The sequence below is a fragment of the Paenarthrobacter sp. NPDC089714 genome (genome assembly GCF_044748905.1).
Classification (GTDB): Bacteria; Actinomycetota; Actinomycetes; order Actinomycetales; family Micrococcaceae; genus Arthrobacter.
In genome coordinates, this window is the sequence record NZ_JBIVGX010000012.1 from 140,767 (window position 1) to 155,671 (window position 14,905).

Genomic DNA, 14,905 nt, shown 5'->3' on the forward strand with positions numbered 1-14,905 from the left:
GCGGCCGCCAGAACAGTCCCTGGGCCCCAAACGAGATGGAACACTCCACTTCAAGATAAGCCTGCCGGAAAACGCACCCCACCTCACAAGATGAACGCCGAGGTCTTCGCAAAGCGGATGCAGCAGCTCGCAAAGCATGGATTTGAAACAGCAGCAATACGATTGGACGTCCAGGCTGCTCTTGAGCTTGATCACGAATTGTGTCGGTGACGGTCGAAAAGTGAGCCATTGTGACGGTTGAAAACTGAGCCACTCGTTCCAAACGATTGGGTGGGTGATCACTGTGGAGGATTGGGCGCTTATTCGGCGGTTGCATCTTGCCGAGGGTGAGTCGATGAGGTCGATAGCAGCGCGGCTGGGTATCTCAAGAAACACGGTTGCGAAGGCTGTCAGTGCCGAGGGACCGCCGGTGTATGTGCGCGCGCCGCAGGATTCCGGGATCAAAGCCGTCGAGCCGGCTATCCGGGCGTTGCTGAAAGAGAATCCGCGGATGCCGGCCACGGTAGTGGCGGAGCGGGTGGGGTGGACCGGTTCTCCGGCTTGGTTCAGGGAAAACGTGGCCCGGATCCGGCCGGAGTACGCACCGCCGGATCCCGCGGATCGGATCAGTTACGAACCGGGCGAGCAGGCCCAGTGCGATCTGTGGTTCCCGGAGGTGCGGATCCCGGTCGGGTCCGGGAAGCCGCGGATCCTGCCGGTGTTGGTGATGGTGTCCTCGCATTCGCGGTTCATCATGGCGCGGATGATTCCGTCGCGCATGACCGGGGATCTGCTCGCTGGCATGTGGGAGCTCCTTGGTGGTTTGGGCGCTGTTCCGCGGCGGCTGGTCTGGGATAACGAAACCGGCATCGGTCGCCGGAACAGTTTCGCGGCCGGGGTGTCAGCGTTTGCCGGGGGTCCTCGCGACGAAGATTGTGCAGGTCAAGCCCTACGACCCGGAGTCCAAGGGTGTGGTGGAACGGGCCAACGGGTTTTTCGAAACATCCTTCCTGCCGGGTCGGTCTTTCGTTTCCCCGGAGGATTTCAACACCCAGCTCGGCCAGTGGCTGCCCAGAGCCAACGCCCGGCTGGTCCGACGGACCGGGGCCCGGCCCACGGAACTGCTTGACCAGGACAAGGCGGGGATGCTGGCACTGCCTCCGGTTCCGCCCGTGACAGGGTTCGCGGCGAGGATCAGGCTTCCACGGGATTACTACGTCCGGGTGGGATCGAATGACTACTCCGTCCACCCGCAGGCCATCGGCAGGTTCGTCGAGATCACCGCAGACCTGGACACGGTCCGCATCAGCCTGGACGGCAGAAGCGTCGGCGATCATGCCCGGTCCTGGGGCACGGGCTTGACGATCACCGACCCGGACCACGTCGAGGCTGCCCGGACCCTGCGGAAAGCCTTCCAAAACCCCGCCCCCGCTGCGGACACTGCAGGGCTGCGGGACTTGGCTGACTATGATCGCGCGTTCGGGATCGTCATTGATGACGGGCAGGTCGCCTGATGTCCGGGACCAAGGAAACCGTCGGCCAAATCGAGTACTACTCCCGGGCCATGAAAGCACCTCGCATCAGGGAAGCGGCCACCCGCCTCGCCGAGCAGGCACGAGAGGCCGGCTGGACCCATGAGGAATACCTCGCCGCGGTCCTTTCCCGGGAAGTCGCCGCCCGCGAAGCCTCCGGAGCCGAAGCCCGTACCAGGGCCGCGGGGTTCCCGGCCCGTAAATCGTTGGAAGACTTCAGCTTCGACCACCAGCCAGGCCTCAAACGGGACACGATCGCCCACCTGGCGACCGGGGCGTTCCTGACCGAGGCATCCAACATCGTCCTGCTCGGCCCGCCCGGCACCGGGAAAACCCACCTCGCGACCGGGCTCGGACTGCGCGCCGCGCAACTGGGTCACCGGGTCTTGTTCGCTACCGCTATCGACTGGGTCGCCCGGCTCCAAACCGCGCACCAGAACGGGCGGTTGCCGCAGGAGTTGGTCAGGCTGCGTCGCTACGGGCTGATCATCGTGGACGAGGTTGGCTACATCCCGTTCGAGCAAGACGCCGCGAACCTGTTCTTCCAGCTCGTTTCCTCACGCTACGAACACGCTTCCCTGATCCTGACCTCGAACCTGCCCTTCGCCCGATGGGGTGATGTGTTCGGAGACCAGGTCGTGGCCTCAGCAATGATCGACAGGATCGTTCACCACGCCGAAGTCATCACGCTCAAAGGCTCCAGCTACCGGCTCAAACACACACAAACGGACTCGCTGCCCTCGACAAGACCGGAAAATACGGGAGAATATCCACGTCAACGTGGCTCAGTTTTCAACCCACGAAACGGCTCACTTTTCGACCAGCGCTGACAAATTGAATCCATTTGGTTGCCTGGAGCATTTCAGACGTATCAGGAACCTGCCCATACACCAGAGGACCGCGGCCCGCCACAACGATTTATCAGACAGCACCACAGTTATCGTGGGTCTACCAGTTGATGACCAACCACGTGACCCGGTTGAATATCTTCGAGAAATGCGCAGCAGGTCACCGACCTATCCCACCCCATCCTCGACATCTGCGATCTCATCGCCCCCACGGGTTTCCGACCCAACTACGGTGTTCAGTCTCAATTCAGATGAATGAAGGCCGCCAAACTTGCCTTGCCTTTCGGTGGCCGGCAGCTTTCCCCTCTCGTCCACCTTCGAGGGGGACGCATCTCGTATCCCAAACCCCCACTTCCCAACCCATCCCCTTGACTCGCATCCCCACCTTCTCTAAACTTTTCATAAAGCAGAATCTAAATTCCACAAAGCGGAAACTGAGGCCAAGCACCAAGGCCAAGCCGAAGCACAACGGAAGATAGATCAAAGCCCCTCCTCGGAAGGACCTACGATGACGTACACAGTGAACTGCTCCATCCTCCTGACGGAACTGCCCTTGCTCGAGCGCCCCGCCGCCGCGAAGGCAGCCGGTTTTGACGCCGTCGAGTTCTGGTGGCCCTTCGAAACCTCTGTCCCCACCGACGTACAAATCAACGAGTTCGAAACCGCCATCAAAGACGCCGGCGTTCAGCTCACGGGCCTGAACTTCAACGCCGGCAACATGCCTGGCGGCGACCGCGGCCTGGTTTCCTGGCCCGCACGCTCCACCGAATTCCAGGACAACATCGACGTTGTCGCCGGCATCGGTGAGCGCCTGGGCTGCAAGGCCTTCAACGCCCTTTACGGCAACCGCGTCGACGGCGAATCGGCCGAGAAGCAGGACGCCATCGGTGCCGAGAACCTCGCAACCGCAGCGGCCGGCGTCGCACGCATCGGCGGCACCGTCCTCCTCGAACCAGTCAGCGGCGCACCCAAGTACCCGCTCCTCACGGCCGAAGACGCACTGAAGGTCATCGCCCGCGTTAAGGCAGAGTCCGGTGCCCAGAACGTCAAGCTCCTCGCCGACTTCTACCACCTTGCAGTCAACGGCGACGACGTCGAATCCGTCATCGAGAACCACGCCAAGGACTTCGGCCACATCCAGATCGCCGACAACCCGGGCCGCGGCGCCCCCGGCACCGGCAACCTCCCCCTCGGCGAATGGATCGCCCGCAGCCGCGAACTCGGCTACGAAGGCTACATCGGCCTCGAGTACAAGGAACCGCAGGAATCGGCTTTCAGCTGGGCCATCCGCCAGCGCGCCAACGCCAACTAAGCACCGCGAACACAACTAAGTAGCAGCAGAGCGCGTTTTGGACGCTCAAAACGCGCACAAATGCGACCTAGTTGGGTAAGCACACCTGAGTTAAAACACGGGGCTTCCCGCAAAACACACAGACTTCCCCAGAAAGAGAACCACAATGAGCAACGTTGCAGTCATCGGACTCGGAATCATGGGCTTGCCCATGGCCATCAACCTCGTCAAGGCCGGCCACACGGTCACCGGTTTCAACCGCAGCCAGGACAAGATCGACAAGCTCGTCTCCGAAGGCGGCCAGGGCGCCAGCTCCATCGCGGATGCAGTCAAGGACGCCGACGTCGTCATCACCATGGTGCCGGACTCCCCCGATGTTGAGGGTGTAGTCAGCGGCAAGGATGGCGTCTTCGCCAACGCCAAGCAGGGCACCTTGTGGATCGACGCTTCCAGCATCCGCCCGGACGTCGCCAAGCGCCTGGCAGACGAGGCAAAGACAGCCGGCCTCCGCCCGCTCGACGCTCCCGTGTCCGGTGGCGAACAGGGCGCCATCGACGCCGTCCTGTCCATCATGGTCGGTGGCGAAGCGGCAGACTTCGAGGCAGCACAGGAAGTCCTCAACGCAGTGGGCAAGACCATCGTCCACGTCGGCCCCTCCGGCTCCGGCCAGACCGTCAAGGCAGCCAACCAGCTGATCGTCGCGGTCAACATCCAGGTCCTCGGCGAGGCCATCGCCTTCCTTGAGGCCTACGGCGTCGACACCGACGCAGCACTCAAGGTTCTCGGCGGCGGCTTGGCCGGCTCCAAGGTCCTGGACCAGAAGGGTCAGAAGATGCTCGACCGCAACTTCGACCCCGGCTTCCGCCTCGCCCTCCACCACAAGGACCTGGGCATCGTCACCTCCGCAGCCCGCGAAGCCAACGTCTCCGTCCCGCTCGGCGCCGTCGTCGCCCAGCTCGTCGCCGCAACCGTCAACCAGGGCGACGGCGGACTGGACCACTCGGGCCTCTTCAAGCAGGTCCTCCAGCTCAGCGGCCGCAACTAACCCAGCGGCCCCAAAGGGCACTTAGACAACACAGCAAGGGAACCCGCCGTCGTACCTAAATAACGACGGCGGCTCCCTCACCACACCCTTTTTCCGCCCCCAACGCGGGGCGAACCCAAGATTTCAAGGAGTACACCATGGCTAAGATGCGCACCGTTGACGCGGCAGTCGCCATCCTGGAAAAGGAAGGCGCCACCGAGGCGTTCGGCCTGCCAGGCGCAGCAATCAACCCCTTCTACTCGGCAATGCGTGCCCACGGCGGCATCCGCCACACGCTGGCCCGCCACGTTGAAGGCGCCAGCCACATGGCCGACGGCTACAGCCGCGCAGCTGATGGCAACATCGGCATCTGCATCGGCACCTCGGGCCCCGCCGGCACGGACATGATCACCGGCCTGTACGCAGCCCAGGCCGACTCGATCCCCATGCTCTGCATCACCGGCCAGGCACCTGTTGCCAAGCTGCACAAGGAAGACTTCCAGGCTGTGGACATCGAGTCCATCGCCAAGCCGGTCACCAAGTTCGCCATGACCATCCTGGAACCGGGCCAGGTTCCCGGTGCTTTCCAGAAGGCCTTCCAGGTAATGCGTTCGGGTCGTCCGGGCCCGGTTCTGCTGGACCTGCCCATCGATGTTCAGATGGCCGAGATCGAGTTCGACATCGACGCCTACGAGCCCCTGCCCGTAGAGAAGCCCAAGGCTTCCCGCAAGCAGTTGGAAAAGGCCCTGGACATGCTGACCGCAGCCCAGCACCCGCTGATCGTTGCTGGTGGCGGCATCATCAACGCCGGTGCTTCGGCTCAGCTGGTTGAACTGGCCGAGATCCTGAACGTTCCGGTGATCCCCACGCTGATGGGCTGGGGCGCCATCCCGGACGACCACCAGCTGATGGCCGGCATGGTTGGCCTGCAGACCTCGCACCGCTACGGCAACGAGACGTTCCTGCAGAGCGACTTCGTGATCGGCATCGGCAACCGTTGGGCCAACCGCCACACCGGTGGCCTGGAAACCTACACGGCCGGCCGCAAGTTCGTTCACATCGACATCGAGCCGACGCAGATCGGTCGCGTTTTCTCGCCGGACTTGGGCATTGCGTCCGACGCCGGTGCGGCGCTGGACGGTCTGCTGGAGCTGGCCCGCGAACGCCAGGCAGCAAAGACCCTGCCGGACTACTCGGGCTGGGTTGCCGAGTGCCAGGAGCGCAAGGGCTCCCTGCACCGCAAGACCAACTTCGACAACGTGCCCATCAAGCCGCAGCGCGTGTACCAGGAGATGAACAAGGCTTTCGGCCGCGACACCACCTACGTGTCCACCATCGGTCTGTCGCAGATCGCCGGCGCGCAGATGCTGCACGTGTTCGGTGCCCGCAAGTGGATCAACGCAGGCCAGGCCGGCCCGCTGGGCTGGACCGCTCCGGCAGCACTCGGCGTGGTTCGTGGCACCCCGGACGCCACCGTTGTGGCCCTGTCCGGTGACTACGATTTCCAGTTCATGATCGAGGAACTGGCCGTGGGCGCACAGTTCAACCTGCCCTACATCCACGTTGTGGTGAACAACAGCTATCTGGGCCTGATCCGTCAGAGCCAGCGCGGCTTCAACATGGAGCAGAACGTTTCCCTGGCCTTCGAGAACATCAACAGCCCGGAGACCAACGGCTACGGCGTTGACCACATCAAGGTTGCCGAGGGCTTGGGCTGCAAGGCCATCCGCGTTGAGAACCCGAACGACATGCCTGCCGCATTCGACAAGGCCAAGGCACTTATGGGCGAGTTCAAGGTTCCCGTGGTTGTTGAAGTGATCCTGGAAAAGATCACCAACATCTCCATGGGCGTTGAGATCAACGGCGTGAACGAGTTCGAAGAGCTGGCCGAGACGGCTGCGGACGCCCCCACGGCGATCCTGGCCAAGGCCTAACAGCCGCACACGGCCGCAAACGGCCCAAAGGCCGCCACGGCCAAACGAAACACACTAAAGGAGGCACCGGAATGCGTGTGGTCATCGCCCCGGACAAATTCAAGGGCTCGCTGTCCGCGCCCGAGGTCGCCGAGCACCTGGCAACAGGTCTGCTCGCCGGCTTCGGCACCAGCGGCATCGAGACAACACGCATTCCGGTGGCCGACGGCGGCGAAGGAACCATCGACGCCGCCATCGGCTCCGGCTTCACCCGCCGGACCACCACGGTCACCGGCCCGCTCGGCCAAGCTGTCAAAGCGGACTTCGCAGTCAAAAACACGGAAGCCGTGATCGAAATGGCAGCCGCTTCCGGTTTGGCCCTCCTCCCGGAAGGCCCCACGAGCGAAACCGCGAAGACGGCCACCAGCATCGGCACGGGCGAACTCATCCGCGCCGCCCTGGACCTCGGCTGCCGCAAGATCATCCTTGGCGTTGGAGGCAGCGCCAACACCGATGCCGGCGCCGGAGTCCTGCAGGGCCTCGGTGCCGTCTTCCTCGATGGGAACGGCAACGAGCTCCCCGGCGGCGGTGCCGCCCTCGCCCAGCTGAAGAGCATCGACTTCGCCAACTTCGATGTCCGCATCGAGGCAACAGAGTTCGTGTTGGCGTCCGACGTCGACAATCCCCTTTTGGGGGCCAGCGGAGCCCCAGCCATCTTCGGCCCGCAAAAAGGCGCGACGCCGGACGACGTCGCCGAACTGGACAGGGCACTACAAAACTTCGTCGACGTCCTCGCAGCAGCCACCGGACCGGACGCCAAATATGCAGCCAAGGCACCGGGCGCAGGCGCTGCCGGCGGCGTTGGCTACATTGCCATCGCGGCACTGAAGGCAGAGCGGCGGCCGGGTATCGACGTCGTACTTGAATTCACTGAACTCGAACAAAAACTGAAGGGCGCCGACCTGGTGATCACCGGCGAGGGCAGCCTGGACGAACAGAGCCTCCTGGGCAAGACGCCGATGGGCGTCAGCCGGGCGGCATCAATAGCCGGGGTACCCGTGATCGCAGTGTGCGGCCGGAGTACCCTGAGCCGGGAACAACTCACGGATGCCGGATTCCACACGGTCCACGCTTTGACGGACCTGGAAGAAGATGTCCAGAAATGTATCGCTGAAGCAGGTCCGTTGCTTGAACAATTAGGAAAGCACATAGGCGTGTACCTGGCAGAACGGACCGAAAACAAGGAGTACCTCAATGTCTGAAGCATTCGGCGCCTATGACCTCGTTATCCGGGGCCAGCGCATCCTCACCACGGCCGGCATCGCACCCCGCGAGGTTGGCATCCGCGACGGCGTCATCGTCGCCATTGAGCCCCTGGGCAACGGCCTGACGGGTACAGAGGTCATCCACCTCGCCGACGACGAGACCCTGATCCCCGGCCTCGTGGACACCCACGTCCACGTCAACGAGCCCGGCCGCACCGAATGGGAAGGCTTCGCATCGGCCACCCGTTCAGCCGCAGCCGGCGGTGTCACCACCATCATCGACATGCCACTCAACAGCATCCCGCCCACCACCAGCGTGGACGGCCTGGAGCAGAAGCGCGTCGTAGCCAAGGACCAGGCGTTCGTTGACGTCGGATTCTGGGGCGGTGCCATCCCCGGCAACAAGTCCGACCTCCGCCCGCTGCACGACGAGGGCGTCTTCGGCTTCAAGTGCTTCCTCCTCCACTCCGGCGTGGACGAGTTCCCGCACCTGGACGCGGACGAGATGGAAGAGGACATGAAGGAACTGAAGTCCTTCGACTCCCTCATGATCGTCCACGCCGAGGACTCCCATGCAATCGACCGCGCCCCGCACCCCGGTGGCGACCACTACGAGACCTTCCTCGCCTCCCGCCCGCGTGGCGCCGAGAACAAGGCCATCGCCGAGGTGATCGAACGTGCCCGCTGGACCGGCGCCCGCGCCCACATCCTGCACCTCTCCTCCTCGGACGCGCTGCCCATGATCGCTTCGGCAAAGCGCGACGGCGTCAACCTCACCGTTGAGACGTGCCCGCACTACCTGACGCTCATGGCCGAGGAAATCCCGGACGGCGCCACGGCCTACAAGTGCTGCCCGCCCATCCGCGAAGCCTCCAACCGCGAGCTCCTGTGGAAGGGCCTGCAGGACGGCACCATCGACTGCATCGTCTCGGACCACTCCCCCTCCACACTGGATCTGAAGGATCTGGAAAACGGTGACTTCGCTGTTGCCTGGGGCGGCGTTTCCTCCCTCCAGCTGGGCCTGTCCCTGATCTGGACCGAAGCACGCCACCGCGGCATCTCCCTGGAGCAGGTTGTTGCCTGGATGTCGGAGAAGCCCGCCGCCCTGGCCCGCCTGCACAACAAGGGCCAGCTAGCTTTGGGATACGACGCCGACTTCTCGATCTTCGCCCACGACGACGCCTATGTGGTGGACGTCAAGAAGCTCAAGCATAAGAACCCGATCACCCCCTACGACGGCCGCCCGCTCTCCGGCGTCGTCCGCAAGACCTACCTGCGGGGCTCGGAAATCGACTTCCAGAACCCCGGCGGCAAGCTGATCCGCCGCGGTAACGTTTAGGACCCACCGCCATGGCAGTCAATGCCTACGGTCCACCGCCGGCACGGTTCCCGGGACGCCAAGCACGTCCCGGGGCCGCGCGGCGGCAGGGCCCCACACCACAGGGACTCACCTCCCCGGCTCTCACCGCCCACGGCCTGGCCCTTTGGGTCAACCCGGCCGAGGGCGACCCCGTGGACCCCGAAATCTGGGAACGGGCAGCACGCCTTGTGCTTGCCCGGGCCATGAAACTTGCTCCGGAGGCGGAAGTCCGCATCTGGCCCGCCCCCGGAGCAGAGCACTCCGGCGTCGGCGGCACTTCCTGGGGCGGCACTCCGCAGGAAACCGCCGACGCCGGTAACCACCTTTCCGGATCACGTTCCGTCTCGCTCGCGGACGCCCTCGCCGACGATTCGGAAGCAAGCGAAGCCAGCGGCAGCACCGCCGTCGAGCCCGTAACGTTGGCCGCCCGGCGCAGCCAGCTTGCAATCGACCTCGCCGCTGAAGTAGTCCTGCTGGACGGTGAGCCGGTTGCCTTTACCGGCATGGAATACAAGCTGTTGCGCTACCTCGTGGTGAACTGCTCCCGGGCTATTTCACGTGAAGAATTGCAACGCTTCCTGGAGTCATTTGACCTCCCGGGCGCGGCTTTCCGCTCGATCGACGTTTATGTTGGAAGAGTGCGGCGCAAGCTTGGCAATGCCCGCTACACCGTCTCCACCGTTCGTGGTGGTGGCTACCAGTTCGTGCCCGGCCCTTATGCCACGGTGCGCGGACCCGCGGAATACAGCATCTGATTTTGCTGTTCTACATCTCGATTCCGCTTTTTTGTATGACCAAACGCCGGTGCACACCGGTTGAACGTAAAGGATCGCCATGACCCAGAAACTCCTCGTCGGAACGCAAGCACCTGATTTCGCGCTTCTCGACGCCGACGGCACCAAGGTCTCGCTGTCCGACTACCGCGGACGCAACGTGATTGTGTACTTCTACCCGCAGGCCGCCACCCCCGGCTGCACCACGGAAGCCTGCGACTTCCGTGACAACCTGGCCTCCCTCCAGGGCAAGGGCTACGAAGTCCTGGGCATCTCCCCGGACGCTCCCGAGGCACTGGCCTCCTTCACTGGCGACTTCGCCCTGACGTTTCCGCTGCTCTCGGACGAGGACCACGCTGTGGCCCTTGCCTACGGTGCCTGGGGCGAAAAGCTGGTCAACGGCGAGATCGTCGAGGGCCTGGTCCGCTCCACCGTCGTCCTGGACGGCGAAGGCAAGGTCAAGCTCACCCAGTACCAGGTCAGCGCCCAGGGCCACGTCCAGGCGCTCCGCGAAGAACTCGGCGTCTAACCCTCTCTCACGGAACCGCCCTCCCTGGGGAACCCTCTCTCACCGAACCGCCCTCCCTGGGGAACCCTCTCTCACGGAACCGCCCTCCCTGGAGATCCCTCTCTCACCTAACTGAACAACATTTGTAACGCCCGCTCGCGCAATGTGAGCGGGCGTTCATGTTGGTTGACTAAACGTGACAAAACCCCTTGGACATTAGTTAATGGAGCCATGGTCTCAACCTCGCCCCAACGCCATGCCGTTGTCGTCGAAGATGACGAAGACATCCGTGGCCTCCTCGTGGTGGTCCTCGAACAACTCGACTTCATTGTCACCGAAGCCCCGGACGGATTGACCGGCGTCGAGGCCGTGAAAAACACCAACGCCGAGCTGATCACGCTGGACATCAACCTCCCGGACATCGACGGCATGGAAGTGTGCCGCAGGGTCCGTGAATTCTCCGATGCCTACGTCCTGATGCTCACCGCCCGCGCCGACGAACTGGACCGCCTCACAGGCCTGGACACCGGCGCCGACGACTACCTCACCAAGCCCTTCAGCCCCAAGGAACTCCAGGCCCGCATCAGGGCCCTTTTCCGCCGCGCACGCACGCCCGCCCAGCCTACGGAAGACCCGCGCCAAAGCGACGAACTCGCGCGCGCCGCCGTCGTACAAAAGAGCCTCCTGCCGCAAGAGAAGGTGCGGCTGGACGATTACGACGTCGCCGGGTCCTTCCGCCCGTCGCGCAGCGTGGGTGGGGACTTCTACGACTGGTACCAAACCGCCGACGGCATGCATCTCACGTTCGCCGACGCCATGGGCAAAGGCATGGGCGCTGCGCTCATCGCCGCTACGGTACGGGCAGTGATGCGCTCCGTGGCCGACAACCCAGCGATCGACGCGGCTTTCGCCTCCGCGGGGGCCACCATCGCCTCGGACCTGGACCAGTCGGGCTCGTTCGTGACCATGTTCCACGCGCGGCTGGACAGCGCTTCCGGTCGGCTCAGCTATATCGACGCCGGTCATGGGCTTGGGCTGCACATCCCCGCCGAGGGTGCCGCCCGCCGGCTGGTTTCAGCGGGTCCGCCCGTGGGAATCCTCGAAGACGAGGTCTGGCCCGCAGCCCAACTCACCCTGGAGCCAGGCGACTCGCTGGTGATCGTCAGCGACGGAATCCTGGACGCCCACGCTTCGCTGGAGGACTTCATCCGGAACGTGGAGAAGTCAGCCCGCAACGCGGGAAGCTCGGAGGAAATCTGTGCCACCCTTCTGGAACTGGCACCGGCCGCCACGGCGGAAGACGACGTGACCGCCGTCGTGGTTCGACGGAAACCAACCGGTCAGTAAGCCACCAAAGGGGGATCGTGACTCGTTTCTGGACTCGTTTGATCGTTGTCCTCACCGTTATCCTCGGCGTGAACTACGTCGCTTGGCGGTGGCTGGCCTCGCTGAACTGGGAGGCGTGGTGGATCGCCGTTCCGCTGGTCATCGCCGAGACGTACAGCCTCATTGACGTGATGCTGTTCGGGTTGACCGTGTGGAACCTCAAGATCCGCAAGCCGCCTCCCCCTGCCCCGGCTGATGCCACCGTGGACGTCTTCATCACCACATACAACGAGCCGTTCGACCTGGTGATGACCACGGCATTGGCGGCCAAGGAGATCCGCTGGCCGCACAGCACCTGGATTCTCGACGACGGCAACCGGCCAGAGATGCGCGAACTCGCCGAAGCCAACGGGATCGGTTACGTCACGCGCACCGCCGACTGGACACCGGACATGCCGCGCCACGCCAAAGCCGGGAACCTGAACAACGCGCTCATGCTCACCTCGGGCGAGTACCTGCTGATTCTCGACGCCGACCAGATCCCCGAGCCGGACATCCTGGACAAGACGCTGGGGTACTTCAACGACGATCGCGTTGCCTTGGTCCAGACACCCCAGTACTTCATCAACGTCCCTGCCGACGATCCGCTGGGCAGCCAGGCTCCCCTGTTCTACGGACCCATCCAGCAAGGCAAGGACGGCTGGAACGCCGCGTTCTTCTGCGGCTCCAACGCCATCCTGCGCCGCGAAGCCCTCATGCAGCTGGGCCTGGTGGGCTACGTGAAAGCCACCGAGCAAAGCATCAAGCGTGCACTCGCGGCCTCCAAGCAGGCCATCAAGAAGGCCCGCCGCTCCCCCGAGGCCGGGAACCCGCTGGTGGAGCAGATGCTGAACGAGGTGGAGGCCGCAACCAACACCGCCCAACAGGAACTCGAAGCCCGCGTATCCCTCAGCGAGATCACGTACCGCGTGCGCCGCAAGGTGGATGAGGCCGTTCGGACGCTCGTGGCCGCGGACTTCTCCGCGCTGCAGGCCGACCTTGAGGAAATCGCCGCGATGGAACTCGCGCACGTCGGCGAAGGCGGCGTGACCACCGTGGCGAGTGACGCCGTCGACCGTATGTCCGGGCGCGACTGGTCACCGCTGGGTGCGCTGGAATCCGTCCACGCGGTCCTCGACGCCATCTCCGTTGAACGCACCGACGAAGCACAGCCCATCATGCCGCTGGCCACCATCTCCGTCACGGAAGACATGGCCACCGCAATGCGCCTGCATGGACTGGGCTGGAAGAGCGTGTACCACCACGAGATCCTCGCCAACGGGCTGGCCCCGGAAGACCTCAAGACCATGCTCACCCAGCGCCTGCGTTGGGCCCAGGGCACCATGCAGGTCCTCCTCCGGGAAAACCCGCTGGTGCAACGCAACCTCACATGGGGCCAGCGGCTCATGTACTTCTCCACCATGTGGAGCTACCTGAGCGGCTTCGCAGCCGTGGTCTACTTCGCCGCGCCCATCATCTACCTGACACTCGGCATCCTGCCTGTAAGCAGCCTCAGCTTCGACTTCTTCGTCCGCTTCATCCCGTTCATGGTGGTGAACCAACTGCTCTTCCTGGTGGCCGGACACGGCATCCCCACCTGGCGCGGCCAGCAGTACAGCCTCGCGCTGTTCCCCACCTGGATCAAGTCATGTACGACGGCGGCACGCAACGTCTGGTTCGGGCGTCCCCTTGGGTTTGCGGTCACCCCGAAGGCACGCCAGAGCGGCGGACCGAGTTGGAGCCTCATCCGGCCGCAGATCATTGTGGCCGTGCTGCTGGCAGTGGCGCTGGTGGTTGGCGTTGCCCGGCTCCTGACCGGACTCTCGGAGCCGCTGGGAACACTGGTCAACGTGGCCTGGGTGGCCTTCGACCTGGTGGTCCTGAGCGTGCTGTTGAAGGCAGTTTTGTACAAGGGATTCGTCCCCGAAGATGTTGGGTCCGTTGGGCCCGGAAGCCCCGAGGAGAGGAATGGCGATGCAGTTCAGCTATGAGGTCAAAAACAACTACGCGGAAGTGAAGGGTGTTGGCCGCCTGAACATGGTGGCCGCGCCGAAGCTCCGCGAAGTGGTCAACGAGGTTGTCGCAGCCGGATCAAGCCGTGTGGTGGTCAACCTGGCCGAGACCGATTTCATGGATTCGTCGGGCCTCGGAGCCTTGATCGGTTGCCTCAAGGCCGCACGCCAGGCCGGCGGGGACCTGCGCATCGCCGCCGTCCAGCCCCAGGTGAAGATGGTGCTGGAGCTGACCAACATGGACCGGGTCCTCACGGCCTACCCCACCGCCGAGGAAGCGTTCGGCGATGAGTGACGTCATTGCCCGCCGGGGGTACCACGGTCCGTCCAACGACGAAGCAATCGAGGCCATCCACAACGAACTCGATGCCCTGTGGGACGATGCGTCCTTCGTGCCGGACATGGACCGGATGACGTTCGCTACCGCCGTGATCGAATCGGCTGCGAACATCGTGCAACATGCCGAGCCCGTTGCCGAGGAGCCCGTGGAAATCGACGTGGAGATCGGCGTGTGGCCGGCCCGGCTGGTTGCCCGGGTCAGCGCCCATCATGCCCGGGAGCCGTTCGCCGACGATATGCAGGCCTCCATGCCCGATTCGGAGGCGGAATCGGGACGTGGGCTCGCGCTCATCGAGGCCTTGGTGACCACGGTGACGTTCGAACGCCAGGACGGCACCAACACCTGGATCCTGACCCGCAACACCTGACCCCCTCCACCAGCCCTCTCTCACCGAATCGCCCCTTCCCCCCAACCCTCTCTCACCGAATCGCCCCTTCCCACCAACCCTCTCTCACCGAATCGCCCCTTCCCACCAGCCCTCTCTCACGGAATCGCCCCCCTCCCCCAACCCTCTCTCACCGAATCGCCCCTTCCCACCAGCCCTCTCTCACCGAATCGCCCCCTTCCCACCAGTCCTCTCTCACCGAATCGCCCCCTTCCCTGCGGTCGTATGGTTTTCTGAGACAGGTTGATGGGAGATCGACTTCAGATGACCGGGCCCAGAAGAAAATATGATGCTGCTTTCCGTGAGGAAG

General features: G+C 63.9%; 11 protein-coding genes and 2 pseudogenes. All 13 read left to right on the forward strand.

What is annotated here, in order from left to right:
* Positions 1–274: 274 nt before the first annotated feature.
* The 13 genes and pseudogenes from istA to ACIPY3_RS18530 all read left to right on the forward strand — a co-directional run bounded on the left by istA (position 275) and on the right by ACIPY3_RS18530 (position 14,577).
* Positions 275–1,493: pseudogene (gene istA / locus ACIPY3_RS18470) on the forward strand (IS21 family transposase).
* Positions 1,493–2,341 carry an IS21-like element helper ATPase IstB gene (gene istB / locus ACIPY3_RS18475; protein WP_400336489.1) on the forward strand — a complete coding sequence of 283 codons (849 nt, stop codon included), beginning with the start codon at positions 1,493–1,495 and terminating at the stop codon, positions 2,339–2,341. The pseudogene istA and the gene istB overlap by 1 nt, the downstream one beginning before the upstream one ends.
* A gap of 526 nt (positions 2,342–2,867) precedes the next feature.
* Positions 2,868–3,671, forward strand: a complete 804-nt coding sequence (locus ACIPY3_RS18480; protein ID WP_400336490.1) for a hydroxypyruvate isomerase family protein — start codon at positions 2,868–2,870, stop codon at positions 3,669–3,671.
* A gap of 130 nt (positions 3,672–3,801) precedes the next feature.
* Positions 3,802–4,695, forward strand: a pseudogene (locus ACIPY3_RS18485) (2-hydroxy-3-oxopropionate reductase); the annotation flags it as partial.
* Between the two features lie 137 nt (positions 4,696–4,832).
* Complete coding sequence (gcl, locus tag ACIPY3_RS18490; protein WP_397323476.1) at positions 4,833–6,608, forward strand: glyoxylate carboligase; 1,776 nt, start codon at positions 4,833–4,835, stop codon at positions 6,606–6,608.
* A gap of 71 nt (positions 6,609–6,679) precedes the next feature.
* Positions 6,680–7,849, forward strand: a complete 1,170-nt coding sequence (locus ACIPY3_RS18495) for a glycerate kinase (RefSeq protein ID WP_400336491.1) — start codon at positions 6,680–6,682, stop codon at positions 7,847–7,849.
* Positions 7,842–9,191, forward strand: a complete 1,350-nt coding sequence (gene allB / locus ACIPY3_RS18500; protein WP_400336492.1) for an allantoinase AllB — start codon at positions 7,842–7,844, stop codon at positions 9,189–9,191. The genes ACIPY3_RS18495 and allB overlap by 8 nt, the downstream gene beginning before the upstream one ends.
* An 11-nt stretch (positions 9,192–9,202) precedes the next feature.
* A complete protein-coding gene (locus tag ACIPY3_RS18505) occupies positions 9,203–9,967 on the forward strand; it encodes a winged helix-turn-helix domain-containing protein (RefSeq protein WP_400336493.1) in 765 nt (254 codons plus the stop codon).
* 79 nt (positions 9,968–10,046) lie between these two features.
* Positions 10,047–10,514: a thioredoxin-dependent thiol peroxidase gene (gene bcp, locus ACIPY3_RS18510; protein ID WP_400336494.1), complete on the forward strand. Its 468-nt coding sequence runs from the start codon at positions 10,047–10,049 to the stop codon at positions 10,512–10,514.
* Positions 10,515–10,724: 210 nt separating this feature from the next.
* Positions 10,725–11,840, forward strand: a complete 1,116-nt coding sequence (locus ACIPY3_RS18515; RefSeq protein WP_400336495.1) for a PP2C family protein-serine/threonine phosphatase — start codon at positions 10,725–10,727, stop codon at positions 11,838–11,840.
* A gap of 17 nt (positions 11,841–11,857) precedes the next feature.
* On the forward strand, positions 11,858–13,849 hold the full coding sequence (locus ACIPY3_RS18520; RefSeq protein ID WP_400336496.1) for a glycosyltransferase family 2 protein: 1,992 nt from the start codon (positions 11,858–11,860) through the stop codon (positions 13,847–13,849).
* Positions 13,833–14,165: an STAS domain-containing protein gene (locus tag ACIPY3_RS18525; RefSeq protein ID WP_400336502.1), complete on the forward strand. Its 333-nt coding sequence runs from the start codon at positions 13,833–13,835 to the stop codon at positions 14,163–14,165. The genes ACIPY3_RS18520 and ACIPY3_RS18525 overlap by 17 nt, the downstream gene beginning before the upstream one ends.
* A complete protein-coding gene (locus ACIPY3_RS18530) occupies positions 14,158–14,577 on the forward strand; it encodes an ATP-binding protein (RefSeq protein WP_400336497.1) in 420 nt (139 codons plus the stop codon). Before ACIPY3_RS18525 ends, ACIPY3_RS18530 begins: the two co-directional genes overlap by 8 nt.
* Positions 14,578–14,905 lie beyond the last annotated feature (328 nt).